This is a genomic window from Rhodococcoides corynebacterioides, assembly GCF_019834675.1.
Taxonomy (GTDB): Bacteria; Actinomycetota; Actinomycetes; order Mycobacteriales; family Mycobacteriaceae; genus Rhodococcoides; species Rhodococcoides corynebacterioides_A.
Map to the genome: position 1 here is coordinate 875,200 of NZ_JABUBU010000001.1, position 15,883 is coordinate 891,082.

General features: G+C 71.6%; 16 protein-coding genes. 9 read left to right on the plus strand and 7 right to left on the minus strand.

Annotated elements, in window-relative coordinates; all coding sequences use genetic code 11:
• Positions 1–54: 54 nt before the first annotated feature.
• A complete protein-coding gene (locus HQ603_RS04050) occupies positions 55–309 on the minus strand; it encodes a WhiB family transcriptional regulator (protein WP_027506852.1) in 255 nt (84 codons plus the stop codon).
• A 321-nt stretch (positions 310–630) separates the two neighbouring features.
• Positions 631–1,626 (minus strand): diacylglycerol/lipid kinase family protein, encoded by a 996-nt coding sequence (locus HQ603_RS04055; RefSeq protein WP_222683029.1) that lies wholly within the window; start codon positions 1,624–1,626, stop codon positions 631–633.
• Positions 1,627–1,697: 71 nt separating this feature from the next.
• Between HQ603_RS04055 and HQ603_RS04060 the strand changes: the two genes are divergently transcribed.
• A complete protein-coding gene (locus HQ603_RS04060; RefSeq protein WP_222683031.1) occupies positions 1,698–2,159 on the plus strand; it encodes a hypothetical protein in 462 nt (153 codons plus the stop codon).
• On the opposite strand, the gene HQ603_RS04065 is transcribed toward HQ603_RS04060, so the two are convergent.
• Positions 2,156–2,803: an acid phosphatase gene (locus tag HQ603_RS04065; protein WP_222683032.1), complete on the minus strand. Its 648-nt coding sequence runs from the start codon at positions 2,801–2,803 to the stop codon at positions 2,156–2,158. The genes HQ603_RS04060 and HQ603_RS04065 overlap by 4 nt on opposite strands.
• Before the next feature lie 174 nt (positions 2,804–2,977).
• On the opposite strand from HQ603_RS04065, the gene HQ603_RS04070 reads away from it, so the two are divergent.
• Together HQ603_RS04070 and HQ603_RS04075 are read left to right on the plus strand one after the other, a co-directional pair.
• Positions 2,978–4,540 carry a DHA2 family efflux MFS transporter permease subunit gene (locus HQ603_RS04070; RefSeq protein ID WP_222683034.1) on the plus strand — a complete coding sequence of 521 codons (1,563 nt, stop codon included), beginning with the start codon at positions 2,978–2,980 and terminating at the stop codon, positions 4,538–4,540.
• 64 nt (positions 4,541–4,604) lie between these two features.
• Entirely contained in the window at positions 4,605–5,396 is a 792-nt protein-coding gene (locus tag HQ603_RS04075) for a ParA family protein (RefSeq protein WP_222683036.1), read from the plus strand.
• A gap of 26 nt (positions 5,397–5,422) precedes the next feature.
• On the opposite strand, the gene HQ603_RS04080 is transcribed toward HQ603_RS04075, so the two are convergent.
• Entirely contained in the window at positions 5,423–6,673 is a 1,251-nt protein-coding gene (locus HQ603_RS04080; protein ID WP_222683038.1) for an Rv3212 family protein, read from the minus strand.
• A 20-nt stretch (positions 6,674–6,693) separates the two neighbouring features.
• Positions 6,694–8,403 carry a DEAD/DEAH box helicase gene (locus tag HQ603_RS04085; RefSeq protein WP_222683039.1) on the minus strand — a complete coding sequence of 570 codons (1,710 nt, stop codon included), beginning with the start codon at positions 8,401–8,403 and terminating at the stop codon, positions 6,694–6,696.
• 318 nt (positions 8,404–8,721) lie between these two features.
• On the opposite strand from HQ603_RS04085, the gene HQ603_RS04090 reads away from it, so the two are divergent.
• Together HQ603_RS04090 and HQ603_RS04095 are read left to right on the plus strand one after the other, a co-directional pair.
• Positions 8,722–9,429 carry a ferritin-like fold-containing protein gene (locus tag HQ603_RS04090; RefSeq protein ID WP_222683040.1) on the plus strand — a complete coding sequence of 236 codons (708 nt, stop codon included), beginning with the start codon at positions 8,722–8,724 and terminating at the stop codon, positions 9,427–9,429.
• Positions 9,430–9,559: 130 nt separating this feature from the next.
• A complete protein-coding gene (locus HQ603_RS04095; protein WP_222683042.1) occupies positions 9,560–9,793 on the plus strand; it encodes a DUF3107 domain-containing protein in 234 nt (77 codons plus the stop codon).
• Positions 9,794–9,878: 85 nt separating this feature from the next.
• On the opposite strand, the gene HQ603_RS04100 is transcribed toward HQ603_RS04095, so the two are convergent.
• A complete protein-coding gene (locus HQ603_RS04100) occupies positions 9,879–10,529 on the minus strand; it encodes a TetR/AcrR family transcriptional regulator (protein WP_222683045.1) in 651 nt (216 codons plus the stop codon).
• 149 nt (positions 10,530–10,678) lie between these two features.
• On the opposite strand from HQ603_RS04100, the gene HQ603_RS04105 reads away from it, so the two are divergent.
• Genes HQ603_RS04105 through HQ603_RS04115 form a run of 3 tightly spaced genes read left to right on the plus strand, consistent with a single transcriptional unit; the run spans position 10,679 to position 13,740 of the window.
• Positions 10,679–11,677 carry a DUF3152 domain-containing protein gene (locus HQ603_RS04105; protein WP_222683046.1) on the plus strand — a complete coding sequence of 333 codons (999 nt, stop codon included), beginning with the start codon at positions 10,679–10,681 and terminating at the stop codon, positions 11,675–11,677.
• Positions 11,677–12,837, plus strand: a complete 1,161-nt coding sequence (gene moeB / locus HQ603_RS04110; protein WP_222683288.1) for a molybdopterin-synthase adenylyltransferase MoeB — start codon at positions 11,677–11,679, stop codon at positions 12,835–12,837. The genes HQ603_RS04105 and moeB overlap by 1 nt, the downstream gene beginning before the upstream one ends.
• 51 nt (positions 12,838–12,888) lie before the next feature.
• Positions 12,889–13,740 carry a TIGR02569 family protein gene (locus HQ603_RS04115; protein ID WP_222683047.1) on the plus strand — a complete coding sequence of 284 codons (852 nt, stop codon included), beginning with the start codon at positions 12,889–12,891 and terminating at the stop codon, positions 13,738–13,740.
• 33 nt (positions 13,741–13,773) lie between these two features.
• Here HQ603_RS04115 and HQ603_RS04120 read toward each other — a convergent pair whose 3' ends face one another.
• Positions 13,774–14,436, minus strand: a complete 663-nt coding sequence (locus HQ603_RS04120; protein ID WP_222683049.1) for a FadR/GntR family transcriptional regulator — start codon at positions 14,434–14,436, stop codon at positions 13,774–13,776.
• A gap of 78 nt (positions 14,437–14,514) precedes the next feature.
• Here HQ603_RS04120 and HQ603_RS04125 point away from each other — a divergent pair, with 78 nt between their 5' ends.
• Positions 14,515–15,780 (plus strand): CynX/NimT family MFS transporter, encoded by a 1,266-nt coding sequence (locus HQ603_RS04125; protein WP_308126350.1) that lies wholly within the window; start codon positions 14,515–14,517, stop codon positions 15,778–15,780.
• Positions 15,781–15,883: the final 103 nt, after the last annotated feature.

Genomic DNA, 15,883 nt, shown 5'->3' on the forward strand with positions numbered 1-15,883 from the left:
CCGGCACCGTCGTGGTGCCGGGCCTCGTGCCTCTGGCGAAACGTGTGTCGTGCGTCAGACGGCGGAGCGGGCGCGGGTCCGCGCGTTGCGACGCTTGAGTGCGCGACGCTCGTCCTCGCTCATGCCGCCCCACACACCGGCGTCCTGACCGGACTCGAGTGCCCAGGACAGGCAGTCGGCGGTCACGGGGCAACGGTTGCACACGACTTTGGCATCAGCGATCTGAGCGAGAGCCGGGCCGCTGTTTCCCACCGGGAAGAACAGTTCCGGGTCCTCGTCGCGACAGATAGCCTTGTGGCGCCAATCCATCCTCTTACTCCTCACCGAGCGCGCGCAGGCGCTTGTCGTCTCGTGGTCGCGTCGCAGGACGCGTAGGGGGGTCGATCCGGGGTGTGTCCCCGGGTTCGTCGTCGAACAGGTCGCGAGCGAGCCGAAGCATGTTTCCGCGCTGTTACTTGTGAATGCTTTCACGAACCAACGGAAAGTCAAGAGAAGATGACAACTCCGTGGCCAAGCTCACTGGCATTCGCGTGGTATTCGCTCACCGGATGCCCCTACCCGTTTCGATGACATTCGACACATTCTCGGTCGTGCGCGGCGAGTCTGCACGACGACGGGTCGAGTCCGCGGTCACCGGGCGGCCGGCGCCGTCGGCGGGGCCACCACGTCGAGGGCGTCCGGGGCCGACACGAAGCGGACCTCGGTGCGTTCCCCCAGGTAGTCGCCGTCCACCTGCAGGCCGATGGGCTCGCTCGCGCGCACCACGACGCAGTCGGCGTCGTCCGTCCGGATCAGGGCGGACGACGCGGGGGCACGGGACGGCGACAGCAGTTGCGCCACGACACGGAGCGAGGGGAACACCGCGGTCGTCCGCATCGCGAACACCCCGAGGCCCGATTCGAAACGCGTGTCCGGATTCGTGCGAACCGGCCGGTCGTTCAAATAGGTCCACGGATCGGTGTTGGTGACGAATGCGTAATGCACGCCGTCGTGCTCCGGGCCTCCGTCGACGGTGACGGACAGTCGAGGATCCGCGCGCTTGCGCCGGAAGAACGTCGCGATGGCCGTCCGCACGTAGCGCGACGGCGACACGGGGTCGCCGCTGTGGCGTCCCTTGTCGATCGCCGCGCACACGTCGGCGTCCAGGCCCATGCCCGCGTTGAAGAGGAACCACCGACGGTCCTCCGACCGCCCCTCGGCGACCCGCACGCAGTACCCGAGGCCGATCCGGCGACGGTGCTCGGCGCCGATCAGGTCGATGAGTTGGTTGGTGGCCGCCACGGGGTCCCGTTCGATGCCCAGCGACCGCGCGAACACGTTGGCCGAACCACCCGGGACCACGGCGAGCAGCGGCACCGGACCCACGGTGACCGACTGCATCGACGTCGGCGCGGGGGTGCCGAGCAGGCCGTTGACCACCTCGTTCACCGTGCCGTCGCCGCCGTGCACGATCACCAGGTCCAGACCGGCCTGCCGAGCCTCGCGGCCCAGCTCGGTGGCGTGACCGCGATGCGTGGTCTGCGCGACCTGCAGCGTCACCCGACTCGCCAACGCGTGCGCCACCAGGTCCCGACCGGCCGCGGTGGTCGAGGTGGCGTTGGGGTTCACGATGAGGATGGCTCGCACGAGGCACCAGACTAGACGCGGCCGGCGTCGGCACCGGTGGATCGCGTCGGCCGGTGTTCTAGGGTGGCCGTGTGCCCGCCTCGCCACGATCGACCGACGTTCCGGTTCCCGTGCGCGTCGCCGGCGCGCTCGTCTCGACCGAGGGGGCCGTCGCCGTCGTGGTGGCCGTCGTCCTCGTGATCCGCGGCCTCGCCGGCGCGGACGAGTCCATCGTCAACGGCTTCGGCAGCGCCATCTGGTTCGCGGTCCTCGGTGGGGCCGTCCTCACGGGCGGCATCGCCCTCGTCCTGGGCCATCGCTGGGGCCGCGCCCTCGCGGTGGTGGCCCAGCTGCTCCTGCTGCCGGTGGTGTGGTCGCTGCTCACCGGCTCCGATCAGGTGCTGCTCGGCAGCGTGCTGGGGGTCGTGGTGGTCGCCGTCCTGGCGTGCCTGTTCTGCCCGCCCGCGGCGCGCTGGATGGTGTCCGAGTACGCGGACCCGGCCTACGCGGACCCGGCCTCGACGGAGCGCGAGGACCGGCCGGACGCTCACTAGCGCCCACCGGGGTCCGCGGGGGGCACGTTGTGCGCGATCACCTGTCGGTAGCCGTGCTCGAACCCCAGCACGCTCGATCCGGCGGGTCCGAGGGCGAAGCGGCGCCCCTCGGTCACGGGTTCGCCGATCCACCGCGCCACGAGCACGCGGGAGAAGTGGCCGTGCCCGACCACGACGACGTCGCGGTCCACGAGGGTCGCGAGGACCACCGACAGCACCAGATCGGCCCGGGCCGACACGGCGTCCGTCGTCTCCCCGCCCGGGCACGGATGCGTCCACACCGTCCAGTGCGGGACGGTGCGGCGGATCTCGGCGGTGGTGAGTCCCTCGTAGTCGCCGTAGTCCCACTCGCGCACCGCGTCCCATCGGCGCTCGACGGTCAGGCCCGCGAGCTCGGCGGTGCGGAGAGCGCGCGTCCGCGGGCTGGCCACCACCAGGGGGTGCCGGAGGTCGAGCGACGCGAGGCGAGCGCCCGCCGCCCGAGCTCGGTCCTCGCCGAGCGGGGTCAGGGGGACGTCGGTGACGGAGGTGTGCCGACCGGTCCGCGCCCAGTCGGTCTCCCCGTGACGCAGCAGCACCACGCGGGCGTCCGGACGCACCGGATCGGTCGGGGGGCGGTGGTCGCGGCCGTGATCGTCGAGCACAGCGGCGATCCTTCCTCATCGGTGACGGACTCGGCGACGAACTCGGTGACGGACTCGGTGACGGACGTCTCTCGAAACTCGCTGGAACAACCGGGCTCGGTGCGTGTTTACTTCTCGGGTTCCTCGCGCCGCCGACGTGACGGGGGACGGATGAGCACGAGGAGACGAGCGACCATGACCGACCGCACCACCGACGTCACGGACCCCACCGCCGGGGAGCCGACCGTCGCGACCGACGCCGCCGAACGCGGCCTCGACGCGACCGTCCTGAAGATCGCCGGTGTCATCGTCATCGGTGCCATCATGTCGATCCTCGACGTGACGGTGGTCAGCGTCGCGCTGCCGACCTTCGCGGCCGAGTTCCGGACCACCTACGCGAGTGTCGCGTGGACGATGACCGGGTACACGTTGGCGCTCGCGTCGGTCATCCCGCTCACCGGGTGGGCGGCCGACCGGTTCGGCACCAAGCGGCTGTACCTGACCGCGCTGGTGTTGTTCGTCGCCGGCTCGATGCTCTGCAGCGTCGCGTGGGACATCACGTCGCTGATCGCGTTCCGAGTCCTGCAGGGATTCGGCGGCGGCATGCTCATGCCCCTCGGCATGACGATCCTGACGCGGGCGGCCGGGCCGGATCGCATCGGCCGCGTGATGGCCGTGCTCGGTGTCCCCATGCTGCTCGGCCCCATCGCCGGCCCCATCCTGGGTGGCTGGCTGATCGACGCCGCGAGCTGGCACTGGATCTTCCTCATCAACGTGCCCATCGGCGTCGTCGCCCTGATCGCGGCGTGGACCGTTCTGCCCAAGGACGCCCCGCAGCCGTCGCAGTCGTTCGACGTGGTCGGCATGCTGCTGCTCTCGCCGGGCCTGGCCCTGTTCCTCTTCGGCGTGTCGTCGATCCCGGAGACCGGGACCGTCCTGTCCGCCCGCGTCCTCGTGTCGGCCGCGGTGGGTCTGGCCCTGGTGGTCGCGTTCGTGGTCCACGCGTTGCGGACCGAGCACCCGCTGATCGATCTGCGCCTGTTCCGCAACCGCTCGCTGTCCGTCGCCGTCGTGGCGATGAGCTTGTTCGCGATCGCGTTCTTCGGTGCCGGGCTGATCTTCCCCAGCTACTTCCTGCAGGTGCGGGGCGAGACCACCCTGGCCGCCGGCCTGCTGCTGGCACCGCAGGGCCTCGGCGCGATGGTGTCGATGCCCATCGCCGGTCAGCTGGCGGACCGCATCGGACCCGGGCGGATCGTGCTGACCGGCATGGCGCTGGTCACCGCGGGCATGGCGGTGTTCACGCAGGTGGGCGCGTCGACGTCGTACGTGATCCTGCTCGGCGGCCTGTTCGTCATGGGCCTCGGGCTCGGCGCGACCATGATGCCGATCATGACGGCCGCCCTGCAGACGCTCGACGACGCCTCGGTCGCCCGCGGGTCGACGCTGATGAACATCATCCAGCAGTCCGCCGGCTCCGTCGGTACGGCCGTGATCTCGGTCGTCCTGACCAACCAGCTCCTCGATCGGGCCGCCGCGGGTCCGGCGATGGCCGCGCAGAGCGACCCGTCGATCGCCGCGAACCTGCCCCCGGGCGCAGTCGAGGCGGGTCTCGCCCAGGCCGCCGACGCGTTCGGATCGACGTTCCTGGTGGCGACGATCATCATCGCGCTCACCTTCGTTCCGGCATTCCTGCTGCCGCGTCGCAAGGTGGTCACCGGCACCGGAACGGCTGCCGCGCCGACGATGATGCACTGACCTCGCCGCGCCACACCGGGGCGAGGTGCGTCGGTCGGTCGACGGTGATGACAAGATCGTGCCCGTGACGACGATTCTGGCCGTGGCCAACCAGAAGGGTGGCGTCGCCAAGACGACCACCGTGGCTTCCCTCGGTGCGGCCTTGGCGGCGTCGGGGCGTCGGGTGTTGGTGGTCGACCTCGACCCGCAGGGATCGCTCACCTTCTCGCTGGGCCACAACCCGGACAAGCTCACCGCGTCGGTGCACGAGGTGCTCACCGCGGCGCTGCCCGTCGGTGAGGCGATCCTGTCGACGGACGACGGTGTGGATCTCCTGCCCGCGACCATCGACCTCGCGGGCGCGGAGGCGCTCCTGCTCATGCGGCCCGGCCGGGAGTACACGCTGAAGCGGGCACTGGCGCCGGTGTTGAACGACTACGACGTGGTGCTGTTGGACTGCCCGCCGTCGCTGGGGGTGTTGACCCTCAACGGTCTCACCGCGGCGACGGCGGTGCTGATCCCGCTGCAGTGCGAGACGCTGGCCCACCGCGGCGTGGGGCAGTTGCTCACCACGGTCGAGGAGGTACGGCAGATCACCAATCCGGACCTACAGCTGCTCGGCGCGCTCGCCACGCTCTTCGACGCCCGCACCACACACAGTCGCGACGTGCTCGCGGACGTCTCCGGGCAGTACGACATCCCCGTCGTGGCCCCGCCGATTCCGCGCACCGTGCGCTTCGCCGAGGCCTCGGCGTCGGGAACGTCCGTGATCGCGGGGCGCAAGAACAAGGGCGCCGAGGCGTACCGGGAGCTCGCGCGCAACCTCGACGCGCACTGGACGGACGGCGCGGCGCTGCGCACGTACGACGGCGAGTAGCGACCTCCCGGCCGAGCAGCGCCGGCTCAGCCGAGGACGACGGTGCTGCCGCCGGCGCCGTCGAGACCCGCGCGGCCCTCGACGACGCGCGTACCCAGGACCGCGACGGTGACCGGTGCGGCTTCGTCCGCACGGGCGACCGGCAGGGTGCGGGACACGGTGCCGGACTCGGTGTCCGCCACGGCGAGGCCCTCCGGAACGGGCACGAGCAGTTGGCCGGCCATGATCGCTCCGGCGCCGAGCGCGCCCGGCAGCACCCACCGACGCTCCAGCGTCGACTGGTCGAAGCCGACCGCCGCCGACCCGGTCCACCACACCAGGATCGATCCGGTGCGCACCAGGTCGGTGGACCGGGCGTCGGGCCACGTCGTGGTCACCGGCTCGGTGAAGGGGGTGGCGGAGAGGAAGGTGGCGGACCCGTCGAACAGGGCCACCCGGCCGACGACGGTGTCCGACGGCGGGAGGTACAGCGCGATCCGATCGCCCACGACGCCGAGGACGCGGGCGGTGTCGACGTCGGGGGAGACGTCGGCGAGGACCGTCGACCCGTAGACCTCGGGCACCGTGGCGTCCTTCGGAGCCGGGTTCATCGTGGTGAGCCGCAGCCCGGTCTCCCCGGGGCAGCGTTCGAGCACGGCGACGCGGCTGCTGGCCGACGCACTCGAGATCAGGGTGCATCCGCTGCGCGGCTGCGAGCCGGGGTTGAGCGGTGCGTCGACACGGCCGTATTCCAGCGTGCGCACCAGATCGGAGCGCCACACCTCGAGGCGCGAGGCTCCCATCTGCGTGACGTAGGTGCCGTCGAAGCCGAGCCGTGCCGGATCGTCCGCGTCGTTGGTGCGTTGATCCTCGCGCGCGCCGGAGGCACCGTCGAGTTCCGTGACCTGACCGCAGCCACGGTCGTCCCGGTAGGTGGCCACCGCCGCGTCCCAGGCGCCGACCACGCCGCAGAGGACGCGGTCGCGGGTGTAGCTCCACCGGGTGTCGCCGGTGGCCGGATCGAGACCGCGTACGGCGTGCTCGTCGGACGTGACCACCGTGCCGCCGACCACGATCGGGGTGCCGCGGCCGGCGTCGTCGGTCCGCCAGAGTTCACGCACGGACTCGGGCACGGACAGCGCCGAGGGCGGCGGGCCCACGGGGCTGTCCGCGACCACCGAGGTGGTGCCGCGCGCGTCGCTGGTCCACCAGATCGTGACGGCGGCGACCAGCGCCACCACGACGATCGCGGCAGCAGCGATCACGTCGGCGCGGGTGCGCCGTTCGGGAGCGAGCACGGGCCGACGTGTCGGATCGGTCAGTCGCGAGCCGCGGCGGACACCGTGGCGCCGGAGTCGGCCGAGCCGTTCGTGTCGGTCGCTCCGTTCGCGCCGGCCGAGGCGCCGCGACCCGATCCGCGACGACGACGGCGCCGCGGGCGCGTCGAGCCGGATCCCTCACCGTCGTCGGAGGTCGACGCCGGGGCTGCGACGGCGGTGTCGGACGGTCCCTGCTCGGTGGCGGTGGCGGTGGCCGTGGCCGTGGCGGTGGTCCCGCCGCGGGTACGACGACGATTCCGCGACCGGCGAGGCGCACGCGGCGCGTCGTCGGACGAGGTGGCCCCCTCCGTGTCGGAGGAGGCGGAGCGGGACGTCGTGTCCGCGGACTTCTCGGCGGCCGACGGCCGGGAGGGCTTGGCAATGCTGCCGGTGGCGTCGCGCGGGATGTTCAGCTCGGTGTAGAGGTGGTCGGAGCTGGAGTAGGTCTCCGCGGGCTCGGGGATGTCGAGGCCTAGGGCCTTGTCGATCAACTGCCAGCGGGGGATGTCGTCCCAGTCGACCAGCGTGACCGCGATACCGGTGCGGCCCGCGCGTCCGGTGCGACCGATGCGGTGGACGTAGGTCTTCTCGTCCTCCGGGCACTGGTAGTTGACGACGTGCGTGACGTCGTCGATGTCGATGCCGCGGGCGGCGACGTCGGTGGCGACGAGGACGTCGATCTTGCCGGCGCGGAACTTCTCGAGCGCCTTCTCACGTGCGACCTGTCCGAGGTCGCCGTGGACGGCGCCGACGGCGAATCCGCGCTCGGCGAGGTCGTCCGCCACCTTCTGAGCGGTGCGCTTGGTGCGGGTGAAGATCATGGTGGCGCCGCGTCCCTCGGCCTGCAGCACGCGGGCGACCATCTCGGCCTTGTCCAGTGCGTGGGCGCGGTAGACGTGCTGGGCGGTGCGCTCGTGGACGGCGGAGGACTCGGCCTCCTCGGCGCGGATGTGCGTCGGCTGCGTCAGGAAGGTGCGGGCCAGGGTGATGATCGGACCCGGCATGGTGGCCGAGAACAGCATGGTCTGACGGCTGTCCGGGACCATGCCCATGAGGCGTTCGATGTCGGGGAGAAAGCCGAGGTCGAGCATCTCGTCGGCCTCGTCGAGAACCAGCACACCGACCTTGCCGAGCACCAGGTGCCCCTGCTTCGCCAGGTCGAGCAGTCGGCCCGGAGTGCCGACGACCACGTCGACGCCGGACTGCAGGGTGGCGATCTGCGCCTCGTAGGGGCGACCGCCGTAGATCGACATGACGCGCACGGGGCCGTCGGCGGACTGCAGGTGCTTGGCGGCGTTCTCGAGGTCGCTGGTGACCTGGACGCAGAGCTCGCGTGTGGGGACGATGACCAGCGCACGCGGGGTGCCGTCGAGCACCGACGTGCCGGAGCCGCCGGCGGGGCCGGTGGCCAGGCGGTGCAGCAGCGGCACGCCGAAGCCGAAGGTCTTGCCCATGCCGGTGCGAGCCTGGCCGATGAGGTCGTCGCCGGCGAGGGCCAGCGGCAGCGTGAGCTCCTGGATGGCGAAGGTGCGATCGATACCGATCTCGGCGAGACCACGCACGATCTGCGGGTGCACGCCGAGCTCGGCGAAAGTGGGGGGAGTGTGTGTGGTGTCCAGCGCGGCGGACACGGTGGTCTCCGCGGGGGCGTCGTTCTCGTGGTCGACGGTGATCTTGCTCAGGGGTCCGGCCTCTCTCGGGTCTCGCACGCACCACGAGGGCCAGGCCGAGTGACGGCCGATGTCGATGCCCCCGAGTCCGTTTGCAGCCCGCAGCGCCGTCGGCCGGTGGTGGCGACGGACTCGGTCCGTTGCGGCAACCCCGGCGACACGATCGGCGGCAGGCACGAACCGAGTGCGCGCACAGTGTCGGGTGTCGGCGCCGCGGTGGCCGAAGCGGTGACTCGAACGAGTCCGAGACACGGCCGTCGTCGCACGGACGCAGCGCCGTCACCCTCAGTCTAGCCCGGCGACGCCCGGGCCGCGGTATCGGCCGTTCCGACGTGTCCGACGGTAGGGTCGGTGGCCATGGAGAGCACTGGGGTCACCGGGCACGCGCAGCAGGTCGACGGTGGCTCGGCGCCGGGTGTCGTGGCCGCCGATCACCCGGGGATCGTGAGCCTGTTCGGGGTGCTCGCGTACGGCGAGATCTCCGCCTTCTACCGACTCGTCGAGGACGCCGCCATGGCGCCGACGCTGCGCGATCGCATCGCGATGGCCAGCATGGCCGCCGCCGAGATGAACCACTTCGAGGTGCTCGAAGCCGCGCTGCGCGACCGCGGGCGCGACGTCCTGTCGGTCACCGAACCGTTTGCCGCGGCCCTGGACGCCTACCACGCGTCGACCCTGCCGTCGACGTGGATGGAGGTCCTGGTCAAGACGTACGTCGCGGACGGGTTGGCCGCCGACTTCTACCGCGAGATCGCGCACAGCCTGCCCGCCGAGGTCGCCGCGACCGTCCGTGAGGTGCTTGCCGAGACCGGGCACTCGGAGTTCGTCGTCTCCGAGGTGGCGGCACGGGTCGCCGAGGACGCCGCCGCCAAGGACCGCCTCATGCTGTGGGGTCGCCGCCTGCTCGGCGAAGCCATCACGCAGGCGCAGTTCGTGCTCGCCCAGCGCGAGGAACTGACCGAACTGGTGATGACGGCGTCGGGCGATTTCACCGGCATCGTCGCGCTGTTCGACCGCATGCAGGTGCGGCACTCCGAGCGCATGGCCACCCTCGGCTTGGTCTGACCGACCCTGCCGACACCCCGCCCGGGTGTTCGCTCAGGGCGTTGCCTCGGCGGCGCCGCCGGGCCCGGCCGCTGGACTAGCCTGGACGGCGAACAGACAGGCACCATCGAACAGGACGTGGAGGTCGGCCGTGGAGGTCAAGATCGGAATTTCGGACAGCCCACGGGAACTGGTGATCAACAGCGCCCAGACGCCCGAGGAGGTGGAGGCTTTGGTCTCCGGGTCCTTCGGCGGCGAGGGCGTCCTGACCCTGACCGACGAGAAGGGACGCAAGTTCCTGGTCCCGGCGGCCAAGCTGGCCTACGTGGAGATCGGGCCCTCGGACAGCCGGCGCGTCGGATTCTCGACCGTCACGGCGTCCTGACCCGGCGCACTCGACGAACCGCGAACGGCCCCGCACCACTCGGTGCGGGGCCGTTCGTCGTTCGGGAGCGAGCGGCAGTTCCTCGTCAGGAACCGGCCTGCAGCGGGACGTGCGACAGCCCGCCCCAGGCGAGGGTGACCGTGGTGTCCACGGCCTCCTCCTTGGTGATGGGGCGGTCGGCCTCGAGCCAGTAGCGGGCGGTGAACTGGCTGGCGCCGACCAACCCGACGGCGAGGATGCGCGCGCGGTGCGGGTCGAGGCCGGAATCGTGGCTGACCAGATCGAACACGGCGTCGACGCAGGCCTCGGTGGCCTGGTCCACACGCGCCTGCACCTGCGGATCGCCCATCAGATCGGACTCGAACACCAGCCGGAATCCCTGGGTGTCGTTGTCGACGAAGTCGTAGAAGGCCAGCACGGCGGCGCGGACGCGCTTGCGGTTGTCGGTGGTGGAGCGCAGCGCCTGACGCAACCCGGAGATGAGGGTGTCGACGTAGTTGCCGAGGACGGCGACGTACAGGTCGAGCTTTCCGGGGAAGTGTTGATAGAGAACGGGTTTGCTGACGCCCGCGCACTCGGCGATCTCGTCCATTCCGGCCGCGTGGTAGCCACGGGCGACGAAGATCTCGCCGGCCGCGGTGAGCAGTTGCGCGCGGCGAGCGTCGCGGGGGAGGCGAGCGCTGCGGCGCCCGGGACCCGCCCCGATGGACGAGCTTCGATCGGCGACGTCGGTCATCTGGTACTACCGTCCCATCCGCCGCGTCGGCCGACGGACGAGGATCTCTCGGCTCAGCGGTGGGGCGCGGCATGTCGTTCTGCAGATCGAGTCGACGATACCCCGGCGCGCCGGGTCGAGCGTTCGGGCACGTGTGAGAACCTGGATCGGTGAGCGATCGAGGGCATCCGCAGGGCGCGGACCGGGCGCGGCGATCCCACCAGCCGCTCCGGGCGCAGTGGGATCCCACGGCCGTCGACGCCACCCGTCCGCGAGCGGCGCGACCGGAACGCACCGCCAAGAAGCGCAGCCGCGTCGGCCGCTTCGTCGCCACCTACGGCTGGCGGGCGTACGCGTTGCCGATCCTGCTGATCGTCACCGTGCTCGTGATCGTCGACGCCGTGCGCGACCCCGGCACCGCCGCCTCCGGCGAGTCCGCACCCGGCTTCCCGGCGCTGTCCAACACCTCGGAGGGCACCGACGTCATCGGCGTGCCGCCGGCGGGGGACGGCAACTTCGCCGACACCATTCCGTCCGGTGAGATGCCCGACGGCGGTCCGTTCGCCGTGCAGGGCGCGGGGACGTGGCGGGTGGTGCCGGGGTCGACGGGCCAGGTGGGGCAGGGCACCGAGCGTGTCTTCACCTACACCGTGGAGATCGAGGACGGGATCGACACCACGGGCTTCGGCGGCGACGAGTCGTTCGGCCGGCTGGTGGACGCCACGCTGTCGAACCCGAAGAGCTGGACCAACGACGCCCGGTTCGCGTTCCGGCGGGTCGACACCGGCGATCCCGATTTCCGGGTCTCGTTGACCTCGCAGATGACGGTGCGGGACGTGTGCGGCTACGACATTCAGCTCGAGGTGTCCTGCTACAACCCCGGCATCGACCGTGTGGTGCTCAACGAACCTCGATGGGTGCGTGGAGCGACGGCGTTCCAGGGCGACATCGGCTCCTACCGCCAGTACGTCGTCAACCACGAGGTGGGCCACGCCATCGGCTACCAGGCCCATCAGCCGTGCGAGACCGACGGCGGCCTGGCGCCGATCATGATGCAGCAGACCTTCGGCACGGCCAACGACGACATCGCGACCCTCGACCCCGAGGGCGTCGTGCCCATGGACGGCAAGGTCTGTCGGTTCAACCCGTGGCCCTACCCGCGCACGTGATGGACCCGCTCGTCGCTCCGGGCCCCCTGTTGACGCCCGATCAGGTGGGCCGCTACAGCCGCCATCTCCTGCTGCCCGACGTCGGCACCGTCGGCCAGCGACGGCTGCGCGCCGCGCGGGTGCTCGTCGTCGGCGCCGGGGGCCTCGGCTCGCCGGTGCTGCTCTACCTCGCGTCCGCCGGGGTGGGGACGATCGGTGTCGTCGAATTCGACGAGGTCGACACCTCCAACCTCCAGCGGCAGATCGTGCACGGCGAGGCGGACGTGGGGCGCAGCAAGGGCGAGAGCGCGCGCGACGCCGTCCGACGCATCGACTCCACGATCGAGGTGCGGGTGCACGCCGTGCGCCTCGCTCCGCGCAACGCGACCAACATCTTTCGGCAGTACGACCTGGTGGTGGACGGCACCGACAACTTCGCCACCCGCTACCTGGTCAACGACGCCGCCGCCGTCGCCGGCGTGCCCTACGTGTTCGGCTCGATCCACCGGTTCGACGGCCAGGTGTCGGTGTTCTGGGACGCCGCGCCGGACGGCCGAGCGATCGACTACCGCGACCTGTATCCCGACCCGCCGCCGCCCGGCACCGTGCCGTCGTGCGCGGAGGCCGGGGTGCTCGGTGTGCTCTGCGGGGTGGTCGGGTCGGTCATGGCCACCGAGGCCATCAAGCTCGTGACCGGCGTGGGCGATTCGCTGCTCGGTCGCCTGCTGATCTACGACGCGCGGGCGATGGAGTTCCGGACGGTGACGGTGCGTCGCGATCCGGGCCGGGTGCCGGTCACCGAGGTCGCGGAGGACTACGAGGTGCTCTGCGGTCTGCCGACTCCGCGGCTGACGGTCGACGGCGACCTCGAACCGGACGAGGTCCGCGCACTCCTCGCGGGCGACGGGCCCGTCGCGCTGGTCGACGTCCGCGAACCGGTCGAGTGGGACATCGCCCACCTCGACGGAGCGACGCTGCTGCCCGTCGGACGCGTGCTGGACGGCAGCGCGACCGGCGAACTCCCGCGGGACCGGCCGGTGGTTCTCTACTGCAAGACCGGGGAGCGGTCCGCCGACGCCCTCGCGGTGCTCCGGGCGGCCGGCATGACGGACGTGCACCACCTCCGGGGCGGGATCGACGCCTGGATCCGCGAGATCGACCCGTCGCTGCCGTCCTACTGACCCGCCTGTCGCGGTCCGGTGGGCCACGACGAGGGCGGTACGGTCGAGACCATGACGCCGGAACCTCCTCAGCACGTCATCGGCACCTTCGGTCTGCGCGGCGTGGATCCGGTTCCGCTGGGGGACGACTGGGACGGCGGTTGGCGACTCGGTGACGTCGTGCTCTCCCCGGTAGCCGATCACGCCCGCGGTGCGTGGTCGGCCAAGGTGCGGGAGACGCTCGAGGTCGAGGGGGTGCGTCTCGCGCGGCCGGTGCGGTCCACCGACGGCCGGTACGTCGTGTCCGGCTGGCGAGCCGACACCTACATCGAGGGCGCTCCCGAACCCCGGCACGACGAGGTCGTCTCGCTGGCCACGCGACTCCACGTGGCCACCTCCGCCCTCGAGAAGCCGCGCTTCCTCACTCAACCCCCGGTGGCGCCGTGGTCCGACGTCGACGTGTTCGTCGCCGCGGATCGTGCTGCGTGGGAACCGGTTCCGTTCCGATCCGCGCGCGCGGGCGGTGCGGTGGAGCCGACGTCACCCGACGGGGTGCGGAGCGTGGAACTGATCGGCCGCCTGGCCACGCTGCGGCGACCGGTCCACGAGCCGGACCAGTTGGTGCACGGTGACCTCTTCGGCACCGTGCTCTTCGACGGGGCCCGTGCCCCCGGACTGACCGACATCACGCCGTACTGGCGTCCCGCCGCCTGGGCCGCCGCGGTGGTCGTGGTCGACGCGGTGTCGTGGGGCGGCGCGGACGACGGACTGGTCGGCCGGTGGGAGGATCAGCCCGAGTGGCCGCAGATGTTGTTGCGCGCCATCATGTTCCGGCTCGCCGTCCACGCGTTGCACCCTCGCTCGACGGCGGAGGCGTTCCCCGGCCTCGCACGGACCGCCGATCTGGTGCGGCTCCTCCTCTAGGACCCCTGCGCGCCCGACGACCGGACCCCCGTCTCAGCCGGGGGAGTGGGCGGAGAGTTCGACGAACAACCGTCGAGCGGCCGCGGCCGCGTTCTCGGGGTCGCCCTCGATCACCGCCTCGACCAGGGCGGCGTGTTCGTCGTGGAAGCCGCGCCGCGTCTCGGCGACGTGCCGAGTCACCGACTCCTCGATGGTGGGCAGCGCGAGATCGTAGAACTCGAGGTAGACGGCGTTGTGGCTCGCAGCGACGATCGCGCGGTGCAGAGCGGTGTCGAGCGCGAGGGCGGTCTCGCGGTCGCTGTCCCAGCACCGCGCGCGTCGGTCGCGGATGTCCCGCAGCGTCCGGACGTCGTCCTCGGTCCGGCGGCGAGCGGCGAGGGTCGCGGCGGTGACGTCGAGTGCCTGGCGGAGTTCGAGGACGTCGCGCGCCCGCGAGCCGGCGAGGAAACGGCCGACGGTCGCCCGCACGTCGGAGGCGGCCACGACGTACGTGCCCGATCCCTGACGGCGGGCGAGCATGCCCGCGTGCACGAGGGCGCCGACGGCTTCGCGCACGGTGTTGCGGCCGACGCCGGTGAACGCGGCCAGATCCGGCTCGGGAGGAATGCGCGCGCCGACGGGCCACGTTCCGGCCTCGATCTCCCGACGCAATCGGTCGGCGACCTGGTCGACGGTGCTGCGGCGGGCGGGCGGCACGCGGTCTCCTCCTGGCGGTGACGGGCGGCTCTCGGCGGGTCTTTGCCCCGACGAACGAAGTCATCCTATGATTTTTCGGTGTCCTCGCCCACCTCGGCCGCGTCCCGGCCCGCGCCGCTGCCTCTGATCCGCGGCCGCGTTCTCGTCTTCGCCGCCATCGTGCTGTCGGCGTTCACGTTGCGGTCCGCCGTCACGTCCATCTCGCCGCTGTTCCCGCGGATCGGCGACGAACTCGGCTTCGGCGCCGGGGTGATCGGTGTGCTGGGCATGGTGCCGACCTTGATGTTCGCCGTCTTCGGGGTCGCCGCCCCCGCGATCGCCGTCCGGCTGGGGCTCGAACGCACCGCGCTGGTGGCGGCACTCGTGACGGCGGTGGGCATCGTCACGCGCTCGTACGCGCCGGAGACCGCGAGCCTGGTACTGCTCTCCGCGGTCGCCCTGGCCGGGATGGGTGTCGGCAACGTCGTCATCCCGCCGCTGGTCAAACGGTACTTCTCCGATCGGGTGGCGGTCATGAGCACCGTCTACATCTGCTTCCTGCAGTTCGGCACCATCGTGCCGTCGCTGACCGCCGTTCCGGTCGCCGACGCCGTCGGGTGGCGGGCGTCGTTGGCCGTCTGGGGTCTCGCGGCCGTGGCGGCGGCCGTGCCGTGGTTCGCCGTCGGTGTCATCGATCGCCGCACCCCGGCCCCCGTGGTTCCCGCAGACGGCCCGGAGCCCGAGTCGGCCCCGCCGTCCGGACCGCGGGTCGCGCCGTGGCGGACGTCCCTCGGGTGGGGGATGGCCCTCATGTTCGGCATGACGTCGCTGGTCACGTACTCGCTGTTCGCGTGGTTGCCGTCGTTGCTGGTGGAGGCGGGGGTGTCCGAGAGCGCGGGCGGCGTCGCGGTCGGGGTGTTCAGCGCCCTCGGTCTGGCGGCGTCCCTGGTGGCGCCGTGGCTGGCCACGCGGATGGTGAATCCCTTCCCCGTCGCCGTCGCCTGCGCGGCGTTCTTCCTGTCCGGCTTCGCGGGGTTGTACTTCTCGCCCGGCCACCTGACCCTGCTGTGGGTGGTCCTGGTGGGGGCGGGGCCGACCACGTTCCCCCTGGCCCTGACGCTGATCAACCTCCGCACCCGCAGCGAGAAGGGCTCGTCGGCGCTGTCCGGGTTCACCCAGGGCGTGGGATATCTGGTCGCGTGCAGCGGCCCGCTGCTGTTCGGTGCCTTGCACGAGGCCACGAGATCCTGGGCGTGGTCGTTCTCGTTCCTCACCGGCGCGGTGGTCGTTCTGCTGATCGCCGCCCGTGCCGCGTGTCGCCCGCGGGTGCTCGAGGACGTCCTGGCCGCCCGCCACACCCCCTGACCGCCGCGTAGGCGGATCGCTGGAGGTCGCGCGGATCGAGGGCGGCCCGGTGAAGAGCCCGATCCGCGCTGGTTCCAGTAATCCACTGCAGCTGCAACAGACG

Bases quoted from the DNA above. Each gene is read 5' to 3' on its own strand.
- HQ603_RS04050 (WP_027506852.1), bottom strand. From the start codon at position 309: ATGGATTGGCGCCACAAGGCTATCTGTCGCGACGAGGACCCGGAACTG.
- HQ603_RS04070 (WP_222683034.1), top strand. From the start codon at position 2,978: ATGACCGACCGCACCACCGACGTCACGGACCCCACCGCCGGGGAGCCG.
- HQ603_RS04090 (WP_222683040.1), top strand. From the start codon at position 8,722: ATGGAGAGCACTGGGGTCACCGGGCACGCGCAGCAGGTCGACGGTGGC.
- HQ603_RS04100 (WP_222683045.1), bottom strand. From the start codon at position 10,529: ATGACCGACGTCGCCGATCGAAGCTCGTCCATCGGGGCGGGTCCCGGG.
- moeB (WP_222683288.1), top strand. From the start codon at position 11,677: ATGGACCCGCTCGTCGCTCCGGGCCCCCTGTTGACGCCCGATCAGGTG.
- HQ603_RS04115 (WP_222683047.1), top strand. From the start codon at position 12,889: ATGACGCCGGAACCTCCTCAGCACGTCATCGGCACCTTCGGTCTGCGC.